The 19150-nt window shown below is 40.6% G+C and carries 15 protein-coding genes, 1 other RNA gene and 1 pseudogene; 4 read left to right on the plus strand and 13 right to left on the minus strand.

The genetic code is table 11. The features are described 5' to 3' along the window. Nucleotides 1-54: 54 nt before the first annotated feature. The 5 genes from MMO38_RS11060 to MMO38_RS11080 form a co-directional block, all read right to left on the minus strand. On the minus strand, nucleotides 55-306 hold the full coding sequence (locus MMO38_RS11060; protein WP_004670492.1) for a hypothetical protein: 252 nt from the start codon (nucleotides 304-306) through the stop codon (nucleotides 55-57). Nucleotides 307-479: 173 nt separating this feature from the next. After that, the gene (locus MMO38_RS11065) at nucleotides 480-1712 is read right to left on the minus strand and encodes an FAD-dependent monooxygenase (RefSeq protein ID WP_241323570.1); all 1233 of its coding nucleotides are present in this window, start codon (nucleotides 1710-1712) and stop codon (nucleotides 480-482) included. Beyond that, nucleotides 1709-2920, minus strand: coding sequence for a 2-octaprenyl-6-methoxyphenyl hydroxylase (gene ubiH, locus MMO38_RS11070; RefSeq protein WP_241323571.1), 1212 nt, complete (start codon nucleotides 2918-2920; stop codon nucleotides 1709-1711). The genes MMO38_RS11065 and ubiH overlap by 4 nt, the downstream gene beginning before the upstream one ends. A 488-nt stretch (nucleotides 2921-3408) precedes the next feature. Further along, nucleotides 3409-4728: a Xaa-Pro aminopeptidase gene (gene pepP, locus MMO38_RS11075; protein ID WP_241323572.1), complete on the minus strand. Its 1320-nt coding sequence runs from the start codon at nucleotides 4726-4728 to the stop codon at nucleotides 3409-3411. Nucleotides 4729-4797: 69 nt separating this feature from the next. Further along, nucleotides 4798-5430, minus strand: coding sequence for a UPF0149 family protein (locus MMO38_RS11080; RefSeq protein WP_241323573.1), 633 nt, complete (start codon nucleotides 5428-5430; stop codon nucleotides 4798-4800). A gap of 66 nt (nucleotides 5431-5496) precedes the next feature. On the opposite strand from MMO38_RS11080, the gene MMO38_RS11085 reads away from it, so the two are divergent. From MMO38_RS11085 to ssrS, 3 genes are all read left to right on the plus strand, one after another. After that, entirely contained in the window at nucleotides 5497-6051 is a 555-nt protein-coding gene (locus MMO38_RS11085) for a hypothetical protein (protein WP_004670487.1), read from the plus strand. Between the two features lie 2 nt (nucleotides 6052-6053). Then, a complete protein-coding gene (locus tag MMO38_RS11090) occupies nucleotides 6054-6341 on the plus strand; it encodes a cell division protein ZapA (protein ID WP_004670486.1) in 288 nt (95 codons plus the stop codon). An 86-nt stretch (nucleotides 6342-6427) separates the two neighbouring features. Next, nucleotides 6428-6613: non-coding RNA, 6S RNA (ssrS, locus tag MMO38_RS11095), on the plus strand. A 29-nt stretch (nucleotides 6614-6642) separates the two neighbouring features. On the opposite strand, the pseudogene MMO38_RS11100 reads toward ssrS, so the two are convergent. The 4 genes and pseudogenes from MMO38_RS11100 to MMO38_RS11115 all read right to left on the minus strand — a co-directional run. Then, a pseudogene (locus MMO38_RS11100) lies at nucleotides 6643-6738 on the minus strand (SMI1/KNR4 family protein); the annotation flags it as partial. A gap of 141 nt (nucleotides 6739-6879) precedes the next feature. Continuing rightward, nucleotides 6880-7914: a DUF6670 family protein gene (locus tag MMO38_RS11105; protein WP_241323574.1), complete on the minus strand. Its 1035-nt coding sequence runs from the start codon at nucleotides 7912-7914 to the stop codon at nucleotides 6880-6882. 509 nt (nucleotides 7915-8423) lie between these two features. Beyond that, nucleotides 8424-9680 carry a putative solute-binding protein gene (locus MMO38_RS11110; protein ID WP_241323575.1) on the minus strand — a complete coding sequence of 419 codons (1257 nt, stop codon included), beginning with the start codon at nucleotides 9678-9680 and terminating at the stop codon, nucleotides 8424-8426. A gap of 161 nt (nucleotides 9681-9841) precedes the next feature. Continuing rightward, nucleotides 9842-12361, minus strand: coding sequence for a heavy metal translocating P-type ATPase (locus tag MMO38_RS11115; RefSeq protein ID WP_241323576.1), 2520 nt, complete (start codon nucleotides 12359-12361; stop codon nucleotides 9842-9844). Nucleotides 12362-12472: 111 nt separating this feature from the next. On the opposite strand from MMO38_RS11115, the gene MMO38_RS11120 reads away from it, so the two are divergent. Continuing rightward, nucleotides 12473-12859 carry a MerR family transcriptional regulator gene (locus MMO38_RS11120; RefSeq protein ID WP_241323577.1) on the plus strand — a complete coding sequence of 129 codons (387 nt, stop codon included), beginning with the start codon at nucleotides 12473-12475 and terminating at the stop codon, nucleotides 12857-12859. A 55-nt stretch (nucleotides 12860-12914) separates the two neighbouring features. On the opposite strand, the gene MMO38_RS11125 is transcribed toward MMO38_RS11120, so the two are convergent. From MMO38_RS11125 to MMO38_RS11140, 4 genes are all read right to left on the minus strand, one after another. After that, on the minus strand, nucleotides 12915-13115 hold the full coding sequence (locus tag MMO38_RS11125; RefSeq protein WP_241323578.1) for a hypothetical protein: 201 nt from the start codon (nucleotides 13113-13115) through the stop codon (nucleotides 12915-12917). Between the two features lie 254 nt (nucleotides 13116-13369). Next, on the minus strand, nucleotides 13370-15484 hold the full coding sequence (locus MMO38_RS11130) for a hypothetical protein (RefSeq protein ID WP_241323579.1): 2115 nt from the start codon (nucleotides 15482-15484) through the stop codon (nucleotides 13370-13372). Then, the gene (locus MMO38_RS11135; RefSeq protein ID WP_241323580.1) at nucleotides 15481-16617 is read right to left on the minus strand and encodes a VWA domain-containing protein; all 1137 of its coding nucleotides are present in this window, start codon (nucleotides 16615-16617) and stop codon (nucleotides 15481-15483) included. The genes MMO38_RS11130 and MMO38_RS11135 overlap by 4 nt, the downstream gene beginning before the upstream one ends. Continuing rightward, on the minus strand, nucleotides 16617-19145 hold the full coding sequence (locus MMO38_RS11140; protein ID WP_241323591.1) for a DUF5682 family protein: 2529 nt from the start codon (nucleotides 19143-19145) through the stop codon (nucleotides 16617-16619). Before MMO38_RS11140 ends, MMO38_RS11135 begins: the two co-directional genes overlap by 1 nt. Between the last annotated feature and the right edge of the window lie 5 nt (nucleotides 19146-19150).

The following is a 19150-nucleotide window of genomic DNA, read 5'->3' on the forward strand; positions in this document are numbered from 1 at the left end:
GTCCCACTGTAATTGGGAGCACTGTGTTAACCACAGCACAAGGGAGATAAAAACTTAATCTTCGTGTTCGCCTGGCGGCACTTCGACAATTCGCCCACCACGTGCCAAGAATGCAGCAACTTCATCCTCTAATGCTTGACGTTGTTTTTGCTTAGCAGTCACGGTTAGGCTTTCTGCTTCGGCAAGATCAATATCATTGGCAGCAGAAGATTCTTCACTATCTGCACCGTTTTCGGCAGCTTTTGCCTCATCATCGTCAACAGCAGAGTCTTCTGTGTTTTCGTCGTAATCATTCATTTCCGTCATATTACTCTCCCCACAATGACTGATCTTTCATCATCGTTATTTGGTCATCAGAACTTGGTGAAATTTAACAAGCTCTCATCATTTCGCAAAGCACAATATTTGTTAAATCGTGTTTTTTTCGACCAAATTCACTCTGATTTATAAATGATTGTTTAAAAAATATCTACTATTTTTTAGCAAGCGTATCTCGTTGCTTGTAAGGCCTTTAAACCATTCGCTTGCTGCATAAAACGATCTTTGAACCAATCGAATTGTTCGACCTGTTTTAAACCGAAGTTTCTCGCCCACACGAACGGAAATAACTCAGAACTTTCCAACCAACCAATCGCAGACATGCTGTGCATCATGGCGTCGTTCTGCCCTTTACGTTGGTGCTCGTAACGTAACAAAGTCTGCTCATTTGCCCACACACCACGTTTTAAATCTTGTAGTAATACATCGCAGAGTACTGCTGCATCTAAGCAACCAATATTGACACCTTGCCCAGCTAAAGGATGAATCACATGTGCTGCATCCCCAATCAATGCCAAGCCTGATTTAATGTAGCGCTGTGCAGCACGAGCTTTGAGTGGAAACTGTGCGCGTGAACGCACTTCAACCACTTCACCAAGCATTTGTAAGCTTTCTCGAGTCAGCAATTGCATAAACTCTTGGTCAGAGAATGCTGAATATTCATCGGCATAATCATCAGGCAAAGTCCAGACAATCGATTGCCAATAGCCATTTTCTTGGGCATCAAGACTTGCCATTGGTAAATAAGCCAGTGGCCCAGTCGGCAAGAAAATTTGACGTGCGACATATTGATTTGGTTGTGTGGTTTTAATCGCACAACTGATTGCAGCTTGTTGATAGTCCAATACATCTAAATCGATATAAGCCTGTTCACGCACAAATGAGTTCGCACCATCAGCACCAATCAATAATTTGGTTTTAAGCGTAGTCCCATCAGCCAATTCAATCGACCAACCTTGCGGAATTTGCTCAATCCGAATCACTTTAACTTGGGTACGGTAGTCTTTGAGTTGCTGTAGCATTTTTTGTTGAATAGCAACATTTAAAACACTTGGCTCTACCATTGAGCCTAACGCTTGATCAGGCTGTGGTGGTTGCTCAGATGCATGTCCAAAATTGATCTCGCCATAGCCATTTTTATTCCAAACTTGCATGCCTGAATACGGCATTTGACGTGCTAAATCATCCCACACATTAACCGTTTTCAGTAAATGAATGGTGGCTTGACTGAGTGCCAGTACCCGAGGATTCATCACCGCAAGTGTATTTTGTTGATCCAGTACAGGCGCAGCATCCAATACTGTTGCTTGCACGCCTCCTTGTGCCAATAGCAAGGCGGTTAAGCCACCGACCAAGCCACCTCCGACAATGACCACATCTAACATTTCACTCATGCTTTCAGCCCCATTGCATAATTGGCAACCAACGGCTTAATGCCCGGAATCACGTCAAAGGCAACCAATCCTGTATTACGTATTAATTTGAGGATTGGGTTTTGATTGCTAAAACCACGCACCACGGAATCACAGAACTTAATCACACGTTGCTGATCTTTTAAACGCGCTTGTTCATAAGCGAGTAAATTATCTGGCTGACCAATATCATCAGACTTCGCCAATTGTTCCATTAAGAAGCGAACCAAGACATCAGCATCACGCAAACACAGGTTAAAACCTTGTCCTGCGACGGGGTGAATGGTATGTGCTGCATTGCCCATCAACACCACTCGCCCCACTGCTTGTTTATGTGCTAAAACTTGTGACAATGGGTAGCAGAAACGTTTACCAGTTTTTTCAAACTTCCCAGCACGATCACCATAGGTTTGTTGCAAGGTATCAAGGAAATATTGATCATTTTCCTCACCTAAGAATGGCTGTTCTGTGCCTTTTTTTACAGGAAATACCACAGAACGGCGGTACTCACCCGGTAAAGGTAAGAGTGCCAACGGTCCTAACGCACTAAAACGTTCAAAACCGACTTGTTGATGTGGTTTAGAGGTTTGTACGGTGGTGACAATCGCAACTTGATCATAATCATGTTCATATACACCAATGCCTATTGCTTGACGACAGAATGAATCACGACCATCCGCAGCAATCACTAATTTTGATTTCAATGAATGGATATACTCGCCATTTCGCATGGCTTCAATGTGTACATGCTCTTCATCTTGAGCCAATGAAGTCACTTGGACACCATCAATCAATTCAATCAATGGGTGTTGACGAACTTGGGTCAACAATACCCGACCAAGCCAAGCGTTCTCAATCACTTGTCCAAAGCTTTCTACTTTTTCTTGTTCTGCAACTAAGCGCGCCTTACCAAAGCTGCCCTGTTCAGTGATATGGACTTGAAGAATTGGCGTTGCATGTTGTTGCAAGGCATCCCATAAACCTAGTTTTTGGTAAATCTGAACACTACGGCGTGACAATGCAGTATTTCTTGCATCAAAACTAGAATGATAAGGCGCAAGGTTTTCATCGTCATAATTTGGATATTTCACAGCTTCTAATAGCTTTACCTCGATATTAGATTTTGCCAACATTAAAGCAAGGCTGAGTCCAACCATACCCCCACCGACAATGATGACTTGTTGCTGCATAATATTATTCCTTATCAGTTTTTCATGACTTGACGTTTCGGGACTATCTTACTCTAACTCAACTCAGGAAGGGAATTTGTACTTTGTTTGGTCTGTGTTTTTAAAATATCGTCAAAAGTTATTTTGAGCATCAAACTAAATAATTTGAGTTCGACAATAATATGATACTCGGAAATGTCATCCGCAACTGTTTGAGACAGGACTCCATTAATAAGGTATTGTTTCTGCGACTCATTAAATTAGCTGACGGCAATCAACGAGTTTTGCGGTGAGCAGCGATGTAGCTGCGCAAGATGGTTGCCCTTGCGGAGCTTCGCTCCTCATGCCGAAACAAAAGTAGGTCCAGCTGAAGGCTTATCCTAAAATTGGATAATTTCTCAAGAAGATTCCACAAAGATATTTTTTTCAATAAGTTAGAAAAATTTTAAGTTAAACCCAGGGTAAATAAAAAGGCCTATCAATCGATAAGCCTTTTTCTCAACCTCTACTTAATGACTTGCCATCAAACTTTCAATTTCCTCAACGGTTTTCACTACGTTTTTAGTGAGAACGAGTGGACCATTTTCAGTCACGACAACATCATCTTCAATACGAATACCGATACCACGCCACTTGGCATCAACCGTTTCATCATCTGGTGCAACATATAAGCCCGGCTCAACTGTGACCACCATACCTGCTTCATAAGCACGCCAGTCTTCGCCAATTTTGTAGGCACCGACATCATGCACATCCATACCAAGCCAATGACCTGTCCCATGCATGAAGAATTGACGGAAAGCTTCACTTTCAACCAACTCATCTACATCACCATTGAGTAGACCAAGATCAACCAAACCTTGGGTTAATATCTTCACCGCCACTTCATGCGGATATTTATAATTATTGCCAATACGAGTGGCATCAATCGCAGCAAGCTGGGCATCCAAAACAATATTGTATAAAGCTTTTTGCTCAGGACTAAACTTGCCATTTACAGGGAAAGTACGGGTGATATCCGAGGCATAAAATTCATATTCACAAGCTGCATCAATCAAGACTAAATCACCATCTTTTAACGGCTTATTATTTTCAACATAATGCAAAATACAGGCATTTTCACCGCCACCCACAATGCTATTGTAGGCAGGTACACAACCATTTTTTCCAAAAATATAATTGAGCTCTGCTTCTAAGGCATACTCCATCATATTTGGCTTCACAGTTTGCATGGCACGAGTATGGGCTTCTGCGCTGATATTGGATGCGATCTGCATCAGCTCAATTTCCTGCGCTGATTTTTTCAAACGCATTTCATCGACAATACGATCAAGTTGAATCATTTCAGCAGGTGCAGTACCACCACGACGCTGTTGTGCGTCCACTTTCTGAATCCATTGGCTTACTTTCGCATCAAATTCAGCATTTTGCCCCATACGATAGTAAAGACGCTGTTTATTTAATAACTTCTCGATAATTTCTTCATCTAATAAATCAATTGCATAAGCTTCATCTGCATCATAGATTTCAACTGCACCGTCGACTCCAGCACGATAACCATTCCAGATTTCCATTTCACGGTTACGTTCACGACAGAACAGGCTATAGCTATATTCTTCACCTTCTTCAAAGGTTTCAATAATGGCAACTGCTTCTGGCTCTGCAAATCCAGTGAGATAATAAAAACTACTGTCTGCACGATATTTATAATCAGCATCACGATTACGATACATTTCTGCTCGGGTCGCAATCACGGCAATGCTATTACTGCCCATTTTCTCAGCGAGAAGATCGCGGCGTTGTTTAAAATCTGCTTGATTGAGTTTCATATCGCCCTACTGATGAAGATGAAGGATTGTAAGTATCTTTAATGATAAAGTTTCAAGGCAGCGCCCGAGTTAACTCGGACGATGTGGGGTAAACATTTCAACGACTGTTTGCGGATCAACTGCGGTATCTTGGTTTCTGCTTTTCGCATGAAAGTTTTGTAGCAAAGAACTTTCAGCTATAGGCATTTTTGTCCGACCTATTGATAAACTTACTGGTATAAGACGCACAAACTCATACAGTTCCAGATAACTTTCTTCACCTTCTTCATCATTATCTGAATCTTCAAACTCAACGGCTGCAACTTCTTGTAAATGTTCAATCAGTTCTTGTTCATCGCCACGAATACGACCGCAAGCTAAACCAAAACCCAAAACCACCCCTGCACACCAATCTGCCAATGCGCTTACACGTTCTTCAAGCGAATGACTATCATCTGGTAGCATTGGTAAATAGTCGAGTTCATCATCAGATAAAGCATGCGATACATCCTCTGCTTCAACCGTTAAACTTTCTAATGCTTCTGCTGTCAATGCAGGTACATTTAAGGTGTTTAAGATTTGTGACCATTCATCAGTTGTCGGCGCTTGTGTCACACAAACTATACCTGTTAGCAACCCATGTAACTCACTTGGGCTTGAAATTTCTTCAATTCCCTTAAAATGAGCATTCCATTCGTTCCAACCTGAAATATCGTCTTGCATTCGTTTATCCAATCTCTATACTGCTGTATATATTACCTTTGATTGCAACTCTGTGCGACCTTCGTTATGTTAGAACAATTACAGCGTCTACAAGCGCATATTGGCGTTTTAAAAACACGCCTACGCCATATAGAGCGAGAAAACACATCGCTTACTGAAGCTAAACAATTAGCTGCAACTGAACATCATGCACAAATTGTGCAGAAGAATAGCATCATCACGCAAAAACAGGATGAAGTTGATAACTTAACTGAACAACTGACTCAGTTACAAGATCAATTTAAACAACTGAATAATGATGCAACAACTTTGGCTGAACGCTATAGCCGTTTAGAGAAAAGTACCACTGATCTAAAAAATCGTTTCCAAGAAATCTTGGCTGAACGTAATGATTTGCGTGTAATGAAAGAAAAGTTACAAGCACAACAACGTAATAATCAGCAAGAAATCCAAGATCTACAACAAGATCGTGACCGCTTATTACAGAAAAATGAATTAGCGAAGGCTAAAGTTGAAGCGATTATTCAACGTCTCGCAATCTTAGGTACAGCACAAGATCAACATGCACAAGAAATTCAGCAGCTTGCCCACCCGATTGCTGAAACTCACGAGGAATCTTAATCATGAGTGAACCTATCGTTGTCGAATTGCGCTTAATTGAACAAACTTTCCGGCTGAACACCACAGAAGATAAGCGCGAAGAGTTAGAACGCGCTGCTGAATTGCTCAATCAAAAATTCCATGACATGCGTCGTAGTGCACCTAGAGTGGAACACAACAAGTTGGTCATCATGGTTGCACTACAAATGGCACAGGAAGTATTTGCTTTAAATAAATCTTTACAGCAATACGCACACTGCGAACACCTACTCCAAACGATTTTGGAAGATGTAGAGCAAACTGTTCAATAAACATGGTGATTGCACAAAGCCTCATCAATTAGTAAGTATCTTTACATGCAAACATTGTCATCAGGTCAAGATCAGTTATACTAAGTCTATCTCTAGGATGTTCGCCAGCGGGTCCGATTCCCCTGAGCCGATATCATCACTTTAGGATGGTGTTCTGTATATTTAGAGTGTATGTCTGCCCCGTGCAGAAAACCCAGCAAGTATGCGGCGCCCTCCACCTTGAACTTTAGGGTTCAAGGGTAACGACATGCAGCGGCATCTCTGGAGTGTTTTTTATTTTTCTAAATCTTCCTCGCACCACATATTCAAAAGCCAAAACCTCTTGCCATGTTGCAGGCCGATTCAAGCCTATCTTCTGTTTTTGTAGTTTATTTTTGAGTTCAAGAATGATACTCATGATTTACCTTATAAAAGAATATCTCTCATAAGATAAATCATTTCTGTAATTTTAATGATCAATTCTTTAGATATTAGACTTATGATTAAACTAGCATCTGTTGATATTTCATCAATGCTTGCTGCGGCTGCATAATTTAGATTATTTTGTCCGCGTATCCAGATATTCAATATAACCAGTACCTTCTATTGTTTGACCTCGAAACGTACCTTTATATTGATAACTTCCTGCGTAACCACCTGCCATACCATACTGAAAATCGCCATTTGCTAGGCCATCAATACATATTAAAGGCTTACCTTTTTCATCATTCACACTCCATGAAAAAGTTCGAGGTAAACGCATAGATAAACCATTAGGCGTTATAGAGCGTTGTGATTCAAACTCATGAACTTCCAATTTAAAGTCTTCAGAATGAATACTTCCATGATCATCAATCGCACGAATATACACACGGCGTTGTAAGACAAGATTCAATGGACCAAGTACCTCAACTAAAAGAACCTGAGTTTTCTCATCGATATTTAAAATATGATATGTAAAATAGTTCATATGCAAATTGAAATCTATTGCACGTGCATATTCATAGGTACACAAACCCTCGACGTGGGTTTTCTTGCCTTGATATTCGAGATAACCTTCGTATTGGCAGAGTAAAGCCCAATGATTATATAAACCGAAAGTTAACTCAGCAAAGTTTGCAACTTTATCAGTTGCAGTGATTTTCAAATCAAAATTAAATTCATGCCCTTCACGATAAGCATGAAAATTAGGATAAGTCCCTTCTAACAATAAATCTCGACCAAAACATAAAGATGAACCATTACTTACTAAAGCACAGTCATTTTTGACGCTATAACCATTAAAATAGTCTTTTGTTCCTATAGCTGTACCAATTAATACATTTGCTGTATCAATACTTGAAGTTTTAATTAAATGTTCGTTACGAAAAATTTTAACTCGAGGTTGTCCAACCACGGTTAAAAGGTTCAAAAAATTAAAGGGTGCAGGGAGATTAGGAATCATCACACCATAGTGAACACAAGTATATTTTCCTTGAGGTGTATGCGTTTCCGTTTCGACATCAAAAGGTCGACCATTTCTTTTTCCTGAATAGTCAATCATCTCATGCAATGGTTTTGGAGCAACAATTTGTTTTGGGAATAATCGTGACATTTCAGAACCTCTATTAAACTTTACTCAATATTTCAGCTATCCCCCCTCTCATATATCTTTATGTCTAACATGCTTTGTAGTACAAATTTGACCAAAAATAAAACGAATTAAAGGGTTAACATCATCTTGAATTTATCAAGACATTTTAAGTATGAGAGAAAGAGCTATAAAAAAATTGACCGAAGAGGAAGACAAATTGATGTCAAAAATGTCAAATTAATAAATTGGCTAATATCTTATTTTACTTGAATTTATCATAGCGAGCGACGAATATGGTTTGAGCAATGGATTGCTTAGTCTTGCTATAATTTCATGCTTTAAAGGAGTGGCAACAATCTCTAGACCACTTAAATAAAATGCCATAAAACTCTCATCAGAAAGCTTTATGGCATATCCCAACATTTACATTACTACTGATCGTATGAGCTAACAGCTCGCTAATAAAATTTTATATCTAAATAACCTCTACTCTTTCCGTAGAATTCTAGACATTGGTCTGACTATAAAAATCACTCATCATTCAATGCACATTCATAATGCGTCGGCTGCTGCGAACAACGGACTTGTTTCAGCAACTTCATCATGTCTTTATCGTAGTAACCTTCTTTGGTCATTTGAATACGTGCTTCTCGCATCAGTCGCATATAACCAGGTTTTTCACTCTCATAAATATCCATCCAGTATTTTTCAGGAATATCTTTTTCAATTTTATCTACAAAATCAAAGGCAGGCTGCAATTGTTTAGAGATGATTTCTCGTGCAATCGGTCCCATTCCCGCTGGGAATTTATTGCGATGCATGATCAAAGTACCTGTAACCTGTACAACAGGAAAACGAATAATCCCACCTGCAATTTTTCCTGATTTATCCGTCATGCCTTTATGTAATTCCAGTGGATCAAACAAAATCGCTGGACCAGCCATGATTTCGACTTCTCTATTGTTGAATTTGGGTCCTACAGTTGCTAAATCCACTGAAATCGCTTGTGCACCGACATTTTGAGCTAACTTCTTTTGTGTTGGATCAAATGAAAATACTGCGATTTTTCGTCCAGCGGCTTTTGCGAGTGTATTAATATTTCGATCACTCACCATAATATAAGCAGCACCAAGCGGCACAACCCCCACGACCTCATAATCATGATTGATCATTTTGTCGTCGAATTTAGGATGAGCTAATAATTGAATCACTGAGGTAAGTTGCTTGTAGTTCTGTAATGCACCAATCGCATCAATACTTCCTACAAATGGATTAAACTGTCTTGCTCTTAAATTACTAATCCCCGCACCATCACAGCGTTTGCTGCGAAAGTCTTCCGTTAATACCCCCTCATTGGTATAGACTTTGAGTGTCACCATAGTCGACGCATTTTGTTTTAATTTTGGATAGTCCAGATCAATCTTGAGCTGTAAATTGGAAGGTCGAGTAATATTCATATTGACCCCATATTGTTTAGCAATACGTACAATACGGGGTAATTCACTGATATAACTGGTGGCTTGTTGAAATGCCTCACCATGTTCCCCATTCGGTGAATACACACATAAAGTCACTTGTTTGGGAATCTGTTTCCAAATCTTTGGATCATTGAGCAAAGTTTTGATTTTATTCTGCGAATGCTGAGATAAAGTGAGATCAAGCTTCTCGGCTGGTGGCGCAGCGTGTAAAGTAGATGAGATCAGTAATGAAGCTGCCAATGTAGATGCAAGCGAGAATGATCGGATCAAAGTGTTGTATTGCCATTTTTGTTGTTGTCGCACAAACATTTTTTCACTCCTGTGAATTATCATTTGACACTAAGCAAATCACACGCAAATAAAATTGACCCAATGACTTTAGCTTTGGGCAGAATAGTCATATTAGCCCATAAAAAAGCTGTCTAGCTATAAAACCAGACAGCGAACTTACAACAGTGAAAAGAGAAAGCTTAAGAGCGGTTTAGGCGCAAGGCATTCACTACAACAGACAATGAACTCAGCGACATCGCCACTGCTGCAAACATTGGTGTAAGTAATAACCCAGTCAATGGAAAGAATATTCCTGCTGCTACAGGCACCCCCAATCCATTATAAACAAAGGAAAATGCAAGATTCTGTTTCATATTTCTTACACCAAGTTTCGCCATATGCAACGCTTGACCAATCCCTTGCATATCGCCTTTGACTAAGGTGACTTGTGCCGTTTGTTTAGCGATATCAGTGCCTGTACCCATCGCAATCCCAACATTGGCCTGTGCAAGTGCGGGTGCATCATTAATTCCATCCCCTGCCATTGCGACGATCTTGCCTTGCGCTTGCGCCAGTTTGACGATCTCAAGTTTTTGCTTCGGATCAAGATTGCCATGAACCTGTTTGATTCCTAAAACATTAGCGACCATCTGTGCATTTTTCGCATGATCACCTGTCGCCATAATCACTTCTATGCCATCAGCATGGAGTTGGTCGATCACCGCTTTGGCATTTTGTTTAATCGCATCATGAATCGAAACGTAAGCAATCAACTCCTGTTCTGACATCAAGAAACTAATCACATCGCCTTGCGAACGTTTTTGGTCTAGCATTTTGCTTAAGTCATCACTGAGTGTTAAATCAAGCTGCTCAACCAATTTCTGACTGCCAATATATAGCGTTTTGCCATTAATATTGCCCTTTACACCAAAACCAGTCACATCTTCAAAGTCAGCCACATTAAGCAATTGATTTGCATCCACCAATTTAGTCAAAGTCTGAGCAATCGGATGGCTTGAATATTGTTCAATCGAAGCAATCCACAGTTCAATTTGGGCTTGAGTATAGGTTTTTGATAAAGGCTGAATTTCTTTTAAGCTTGGTTTACCTTCAGTCAATGTGCCTGTTTTATCAATAATCAGGGTGTTTACTTTGCTTAATGCTTCAATCGCTTCAGCATCTTTGAATAGCACCCCTTTTTGCGCTGCGCGACCTGTGGTTGCCATCACTGACATTGGTGTTGCTAAGCCTAAAGCACATGGACAGGCAATAATTAAAACGGCTACCGCACACATCAAAGCCAAATCAAACTGTGCTTGACCAAAAACCATCCATGCAATGAACGTCAACACGCTGATCGTGAGCACCGCAATCACAAAATATTTCGCCACAACATCCGCGATACGTTGCAATGGTGCTTTGGAACGCTGTGCATCCGCTACAGTCTGAATCATTTTGGCTAAAGTGGTATTGTTCCCGACAGCAGTCGTTTGAATACGAATAGAACCTTGTTGATTGATTGTTCCACCAATCACTTGATCATCTTTTTGCTTTTTCACAGGCACAGGTTCACCTGTCATCATCGACTCATCGACATAGGTTTTTCCATCAACCACAACACCATCTAAAGGGATTTGCTCACCCGATGCGATTTGTAAAATATCACTTTGTTTGACCATAGCAATATCAACATCCACAACTTGGTCGTGCTGCACCAATTTGGCTTTGGCAGGTTGTAAACGTAGCAGTGCTTTCAATGAGTTTGCCGTTTGGGAACGTGCTTTAAGCTCAAGAACCTGTCCGAGTAAACTTAAGGAAACAATCATACAGGCCGCTTCAAAATACACAGCGACCCCATGTCCTGTCTTGGCTTCAACAGGAATCACAGATGGAAAGACCGTTGCAACCACGCTATAAATAAATGCAGCGAGTACACCCACACCGATCAGACTCCACATATTGAGATGCCCTGTTTTATAAGACACCCAACACCGTTGTAGAATCGGATAACCCGCCCATAACACCACAGGTAAACTGAGAACTAACTCAATCCACGGTTGAATATGCGGTGAGATAAAAGCGTGAATATGTGAGCCCATCGCTAAGATCATCACCAATAAACTTAAAGGTAAGGTTGTCCAAAAACGCCGACTGAAATCAACCAGTTCTGGATTTGGACCTTCATCTAAAGTCGGTTGCATGGGTTCAAGTGCCATACCGCAAATCGGACAAGTACCCGGCCCTTTTTGCACAATCTCTGGGTCCATTGGACAGGTATAATCCATATCCATTGCCCCTTCGGGTACTGGGCGCTGATCCACAGGAATTAAATAAAACGCTGGATCATGTTTAAATTTCTCTAAGCAGGAAGGGTTACAGAAATAATAAGTTTTTGCTTGGTAGTCAGTTTTTAAATCAGTCGTGGTCTTGACTGACATGCCACAGACTGGATCGATCTCGGTTTGGCCATCGGCGGCGACATGGTGTTGATGGCTTTGTCCTCCACCGCAACAGGATGATTTTTTTTCTTGTTCTTTAATGGGTTGCGATTCTGCTTTAGAGCCACAGCATGAACTTTTCTTTGGTTCAATGGGTTTTGGCCCACAACAAGATGTAGCATTGACGGATTCATTTACTTGCGCTGTTTTAGCATCGTCACTGGCATTTTTTTTAACTTGCTTGTCTTTTGAACAGCATGATGAAGTCTCATGTTGAGTCATGGTTCGACCTATCTTTTATTACGCGATAGGCTTAGGATAAAGTCTGTACCTAGGTACAGAGTCAAGCACTTTTGAGAATGATTTTTAAATGCATGATTTTAGGAGCATAGCGTGGAACTTACCATCGGTAAATTAGCAAAGGCATGTGATATCAATGTCGAAACGATTCGTTATTATCAACGGATTGGTTTAATGCGCGTGCCCGAAACCAAGCAAAGCTATCGTTATTATCATCAACAAGATTTGGAGACATTGAGTTTCATCCAAAAAGCCAAAGATGCAGGCTTACAACTCAATGAAATTAAAGAATTATTGACCTTAAATTTAGACGATCGTATCCAAGTCCGTCAGGTCATCGAGCAACGTTTAAGCAAGATTGATGAGAGAATTCAGGAGTTACAAGGACTCAAACAACGCCTTTCAACTTGGCTCGATGACTGTAAAAGCACAGAAAATGATTGCTGTCCGATATTGGTAGAACTTAAGAAATCAAATTAAATATTTAATAGGATAAATATCTAGATACAAACATAAGATACATATTATTGATCCATTAGAAAAAAGACCAAACAACATTTTCATCTTGTTGTTTTAATACGAAACTGGTCTGATGATCATCTTCTACGACAATATGCTGATTTGAAATCATTTTTACTTTAAGCAACGTATCATTTTCATACACTAAATCATGTTTGCCCTCTTTGGTTAAGACAAGAGTTTGATCTAGGACGATTAGATTTCTCGATTCCAACATAGCTTTCCCCTTCGAAACTGCTCTACAAATCTTGCGTATTACGATCAAGCCAACAGCCATTTATATTGCAAAAGTTTTTTAAATAATTTGCAATAAACAACAGAGTGCCATTCATTTAAGTGACATCTTGACCTGTTCGTTCTTGCTGTGCATTTTAGATCATTTCTCAACCAATTGCATATATATTGTCTAACAGTTCACATAAATCTATATTTATGCAAAATTATACATAACCATAAATTGCAAAAGCTAAATCATCCTGTTTTTAACTGTATGGGAAGATTAATTTGCATCTTTAGTGTTAAATCACAGATATAAACTAGCCGTAAAATTAAATCTGTATTCAATCGTGTGGTAGCGAGAATTAAGTCGATTTGTTTAGTTAATAAACTCAACCCTGCGTCCTGAGCCAGTTGGCTCTGTCGCTGTAGCGTTTCAATCTGCGAAGTACTCAATTGCAAACGCCCTGAACAAACAAGACTGAGTAATACTTCTAAAATCGGTTCACACACCTTTTGGCTCAAACTGATTTGGGTAGAAGCAAATTTTGCTTGCTGTTTTTTCTTTGCCATTAATTGTTCAATACGTCCAATCAGACTTTCTTTTAAGGTCTTTTTTGGTTCAGCCAATTGATCAAAATCGAGATGAAACAGTCGAGTTTTATCATTTTGAGTGATCAGTAAACTGATTGGTGATAAAACCAGTTGATGTCCCTGTATTCGAGCATGAGCAAAGATCGATGAAACTTGAATCATTTGGCCACAAACACGTTCAAGCTGACGAATTTTATCCAACTCCTGCATTTTCCAGTCCAGACGTAAATGAATCACAGAACCTTGCTGATCATAGACATTCCACCATAGACATTGTTCGATTTCATCCACTTGCGGTGCATCATAACGGGAAATATTCAATAAAATTGTATGATCAATCCCCTCTACAGTTTGCATTTGTTGTTGCCAGTGCTGTTGTACGGTCTGCCAATGATTAAAACCCATCTGTTGATATAGGCCAAAATCTTCAATCTTGCTTAGGCTATTTAATGGTAATGCACGACTTTGTCCCGATGCCGATAACCGTCCATCTTCACCAAAACGTGGTTGTTGCAAACGTACAGTTTTCTGCATCAGTTGTTGAGCAGTCAGCATCCAGATACTGTGCTGTGACCACGCATTATAACGATTAAAATTCGGATCATTATTCTCTGCCCGCGCCACCGTGACTTCAAAAGTCTTAGCGTTTTCTAATTCAGAGAAATACAGCGTCAGTCCTCTCGCACCACCTTGGGTACGCCACCAACGTGCACCTAGAGGAAGTAATTCCAAATCAGGCTGTTGTTCATCGACTTGATATTGCTGTCGGATTTTTCCTCTTAGGGAAAGTAATTGTTCGCCCTGTGCCTGTTGTAGTTGATAAAGATAAGCACGCATTTGCGCTAGATACAGTAAAGTGTCTTGCTCAGAACTATGCTCATCTCGTTGCAATAAACGGCTGACTTGACCGCTGAGTTGTCTCAACATGGCAGCTAATCGTGGTAAGGCTTCGCTACGTGCTGACATATTGAGTAAGTGCAATTGTCGAGCTGTGCTGTCATTGACATGCGACAAACCAAATTCTAATAATTGATTTAAATCATCTTGTAATTCAACAACAAACTGGCGTTCACTTTCACTTAAAATTGCTGGGTTTTCCGCTTCACTGAGTTGCAATGCTGCCCATGATTTACCTTGTAATCTTTGAACTTCACTCAGCGCAGCTAAATGGTAAGCAGGTTGATCTTTTTCCAGATTGGATAACATGCCTGCAAAACCTGTACCTGCTATATAGCTGATGTCTTCATTAATACTGGCAATGTGAATCTTTAAACGATAGTCATCTTCAAACAATTCAGTTTGCTGTTCTTGCTGCCAAAGTCGGGCATATTTAATGGCTTTTTGGGCCTGTACCCTGCCTATTTTTTTAGCGATGTGGTCAAGGTCTAATGCCAAAATTTCATCTAGTGGATTGATTTTTATCTGTTCAGTTACATTATTTTTGGGTTGATCTTTAGGAGTAGAAATTTGATTTTCTTGAGCCTGATCATTGGATTCATCTTTCGACTGACAATGTATTTGAAACCATAATACGGCTGCCACAATATGTTTACACGCACCTGTGGCAGGACAAGAACACACCGCATTGACCAGACCTGTGGCAGATAAATAAACCTGTTGCCCATCACTTTCAATGCTGACTTGATCAGCTTGCTCAGTACGTAACACCACCTTTTCTGCTTCAATATCTTTTAATGCACGACGCACTAATCCTGCATTGGCATAAGTCGCGAGACTGTCTTGATCATAGGCTAAATATTGTTGTTGCCAACTCATTGCATCACCTCTGCCATCCATTCAGCAAAATGTTCAGGCGTTAAAGCTGCCACTGACATGCCTCGCTCATTGAGTTTTTGTGCCATTTGAATATCGTAGACAGGGTTTGCCTGTTCATCTAACGCTGCCAAACCTAGCAATTTCACTTGTTGGCTATGCAATCGACTCACTGCATTGAGTAAATGTGCCACCGACCCACCTTCCTCAAAATCACTGATCAAGGTAAAAATGGTGCGATGTGGTTGGATAATTAAACGTTCACAATAATTGACTGCTTTAGCAATATCAGTGCCGCCACCCAACTGTACCGTCAGCAACACTTCAACAGGGTCGGATGCCATGTGGGATAAATCGACAATATTGGTATCGAACAGCACCAAATGCACTTTGACCGCAGGCAAACTGGCTAGGATACTGGCACAAATGGCACTGTACATGACGGAGTTCATCATCGAGCCACTTTGGTCGACACAGAGCACCACTGTCCACGGTAAATGGCGTTGCACGCGTGCATTAAAAAAAGGCTGCTGAATAATCAGCTTATTCATATCCTGATTATAATGTTTTAGATTTTCCCGAATGGTTCTGCGCCAATCAAAATTTTGGCTATTGGCTATCAGAGAACGACGAAAACGGTTCCGGCGACCATGAATGGCATTGATAAAATTCGGTTTTAATCGAGCCACTATCTGCTCAACCACAGTTTTTATAATGTCACGCACTGCATCTCGTGTTTGTACATTCATACGACCACGCATGGTCAGTAAGGCTTTTGCCAATTGTGGTGTCGGTTCTAAACTGCGTAAACTTTGTGGATCTTTGAGCAAAGCATCCAGTTGATAGCGTTCAACCGCTTGAGTTTGCACACGTTCAAAAGTACTCTGCGGAAAGAGCTTGCGAGCATTATTCAACCAGTTAATTGCGGTCAGTTGCGAATCATCCAGTGAACCATGACGAGACTCTCCTGCAACCTGCCCGCGTCTTTCATATTCACGGTTATATAAATAGTCTAATGTTCGCTCCAAGCGTAATTGATCCGCGTCAAGTTGAACCTGATTCAGCGCACGATCACTATAACGTCCTAAAATTAAACGCCAACGTGCAGAAAGATCTTGCGAATTTGAATCATTCATTATGCAAACCAACCTTGTAAATTCTGTTCAACCAGAAACTGCTGTAGCTGCTGATTTAACTGCACCCCTTGCAACATTTCAGCTTGAGAAACCTCACTGCTATATTGGGAAATATCCAAACTCGAAACCCCATTCAATTGCGCCACCTGTTCTGCAAAATTCGCTGTCTCTTTCGGTTTAAAATGCGTAAAAGCTTGGCGTAAATCAGGCAAGATCGCGACAAAGGCTGCATCATCCCATTGATCTAACAATTGATTGAGTAACTGCGACATCACGGGATAACGCAATAATAATTCTGGTGCGCTTTGCATCATGCCTGCCAGATAAGCCACCGCATGTTCAGGACTTGCGCCGATACCGAAATGTTGCTGAACCGATTGCTGTAATTCATGTTCAGATAAATTTCCATCAATAAACCGCAACGCATCTACCGCACCTGCCAACAGATCGAGCTGCTGCCAGTCGGCATGTAAACGCTGTAAAGTTTGATAAAATTGGGCTAATAAATCTGTTTCTGCACCACTGCTTTTCACACCAATAATCCGTTGAATCTGCTTCACCAAACTCCGCAATTGCAACAGTTGATTTAAAATCTGTTGCTGCTGATCTTCAGGTGGTGTTGCCAATTGGGAAAGTAAAAACAAGGCTGTTGGAATAACGTTTTTCAATAAAGCCTTGAGTTCAGGTTGTTGCTGAAAAGCCAGAAAATCTTTACCTGTCCATAAATTCAGCAATTTTTGCCCACATTGAATCACTGAATCTAAATCGGGGTCGTTGGGTAAATATTGTTCAACTTCGGCAAATAAAATGGGGATTTGTTTTTGTAATCCCATCAATGCTGCACGAATTAAAAGCTGTACGGCAAGATGTGAAGATCGTCCTTGCCCTGACTGAGAGAAAGACGCTTTCAATTGCAATAATCTCTGTATTGCAATGCGATGCAAATCATTGCCTAATTCTGATAATTCAATCAGTTGTGCTTCAACATGCGGTGTCCAAGCATAATCCCATTCTTCAAATAACAAATGTAAACGTCCACCGCCTAAAAAATCAGGTCCACTGACAGGCTTGGCAAAACCGACTTGTAAAAAATCGAGTAAATGTAAAAAACGGCTACGCAAACGGTGTTTAGCATTCCGAAACACATCTAGTTTTGCTCGTTTGGTGGTGGTTTCATCCAGTTTAAAACGATGAACTTTTGCCAATTCATAGACCTGCGCCAGCAAAGGCGGTGTCTGTGTCGATTGCACCACTTGTCCTAGACTTGCCCCACTCAGAATCTGCCGAAGCAATTGCTGAAATGCCTGTTGCCCATCATCCAGACTGCCTTTGACAAAGCTGCTTTGACAGGCATCGATCAAATCAAAACGACCAATCAGGTGATGCCCCCTTAAAGCCGCCAGACCAATTGCCTGTTCAGTGGCATTCTTCACCGTAATAAAACTACTGTCTAAAATCTGCTGTTCTCGAAGTTGCTTGGAAAAATCAGATAATAATTCAACGGTTAAGGCTTGCCTTTGTTCAATTTCATTTTTCGAATCATCAACAAGCTGTTGCCAACAACGTTGGTAAAATGCAGGTGATGGCATTCCCGATGCATAACCATTTAAAGCATCGAGACGATCAAAACTATATCGAATCAACCAAGATTGATCATCTGTATCTGTGGATTTTAGTTTTTTTATTTTCTTGGGTTTTTCATTGGCTGTTGATTTTTCTGTCAATAACTGTGCTGCTAATTCTTCAATCAATGCCAAGGTATGAAAACCACCCGTAACCACACAAATCTTGCCTTTTTTTTGTGCCTCGCACTCTAAAATGCTTTGCAACATACATTGTTCACGAATCAAGGAGGCATCAGCCTCTAACACACTGTCTTCATAATCCAGTCGTGACATGGCACACCAGACCAACACCTCATGAAAAAAAGCTTGCCAGTCCTGCATCTGCTGTTTGGGTTTTAACTCGAATAAATGATCCCAGAGTTCATCATGATTACGACAATGCAGCTTTTGCGCCAATGCCTGTAAATATTGGCTATGCGCTAAATAACGTTCTTGTTGCAAACTCCGTGTTTGCCATGTTTGTTCTGCAACATTTTGCTGTTCATGCGCCACCTGACTCGTCCAAGCCAAATCAATAAACTCGACATTGGCAGCAATTTTTGGCGCATAACGTAACGCTACCCATTCAGGCGAATAATCACAGAATGGAAAATAGGCAGTGCGAGTTTGTTTTTGTTCGCCTATATCCTCTTTTTTAGCATCAGCTTTTTGTTCAATAATTTCTGTTTGACACAATACAGCTAAAGGCGGCCGACTATCGGTATGCTGCAAATCGGCAATCAAACGATTAAATGAGCGTGGTGCTTCAATCAAAATATGCTGAGGCTGTAATTGTTGCAATGCCTGTAAGGTGGCATAGGCACAGGCAGGGCTATGATGGCGAATGGGTAAAAAATAAATCCCCTTTTCTGCCAAAGCTGCTTGCTGTTGTAAGGCGTTTTGTAACCGTATTGGAATCGTCATATTGA

This window comes from Acinetobacter sp. NIPH 1852 (assembly GCF_022549455.1).
Taxonomy (GTDB): domain Bacteria; phylum Pseudomonadota; class Gammaproteobacteria; order Pseudomonadales; family Moraxellaceae; genus Acinetobacter.